At 68.6% G+C, this 892-nt stretch carries 2 protein-coding genes; both read left to right on the top strand.

Features of this window, described 5'->3' with window-relative positions; all coding sequences use genetic code 11:
- The coding region (locus tag EOA36_RS37625) for a hypothetical protein (RefSeq protein WP_189553566.1) at window positions 1–423 on the top strand (423 nt) is incomplete at its 5' end.
- The coding region (locus EOA36_RS36255) for a hypothetical protein (protein ID WP_145969544.1) at window positions 417–892 on the top strand (476 nt) is incomplete at its 3' end. The genes EOA36_RS37625 and EOA36_RS36255, both read left to right, overlap by 7 nt.

Below are 892 nucleotides of genomic sequence, written 5' to 3' on the forward strand. Positions count from 1 at the left end.
GCCTACGGCTTCGACCTGCCAGGCAACCGCGTCGGGCCGGCGCTGAAGCTTTTGTCCGATCCGCGCCGCGACACGCCAATCCGCGATTTCACCATCGAGGGCAAGACCGTGTTCTGCGACGAACCGACTGTCTATGCCCGTTGCAAGGTGATGGTCGAGCCGGAGGATTGGGAGCCGCAATTCGCCGATGCCTTCGCTCTGCTGCTCGCCTCCTATCTCGCCATCCCGATGCTGCAGGACATGGACCTGAAGAACGACAAGCTGGCCGAAGCGGTCGGCACCCGCTCGGAAGGCGGCACCGGTGGCATATTCGGCCGCTTGATCGCCCAGGACCGCGCCGCCGCGCCCGTTGCCACGCCGGCAACGACCGACATGCTGCAGGGCGGCCGCACCGGCGGCGGTGACTGGTACGGCAAATGGTAGCGCGCCCGGCATCGCCCACGCGCTCGTGCAATGCCGGCGAATTCACGCCGGAAGCGAAAAGCCGCGTCGACATCAAGCAGTACTATTCGGCAGGGTTGGCGTTCAAGGGCGTCGAGCCGGTGCCGCAGTCCGGCTTCCGCCGCATGGGCGGGTCGCGCCGCAAGGGCGAATGGCGCCGGCCGCTGTCCGCGCGCGCCATCACCAGCCCGACGCCGACCTTCGGGCCGCACACGGGAACGCAAACCATCTGGACCGGCACGGTGGCCGGCACCGTCGCGACGGTGCTGATGTCGACGCTGGCGATCGACAAAGGCACCGCGACCTTCGTCTGCGAAGCTTTCGTCGGCGGCGTCTGGGTGCAGATCGCCGGGCCGTTCGCGGTCAAGACCGGCACGCCGGTGACGCGGCTGGCGGCGTTCGCGCCTGGCTCCCAGAAGGCCGCCACGTCGTTGCGCATCCGAGCGACGTT

Origin of the sequence: Mesorhizobium sp. M8A.F.Ca.ET.021.01.1.1 (assembly GCF_003998025.1) — a bacterium.
In the GTDB taxonomy this organism is placed as follows: Bacteria; Pseudomonadota; Alphaproteobacteria; order Rhizobiales; family Rhizobiaceae; genus Mesorhizobium.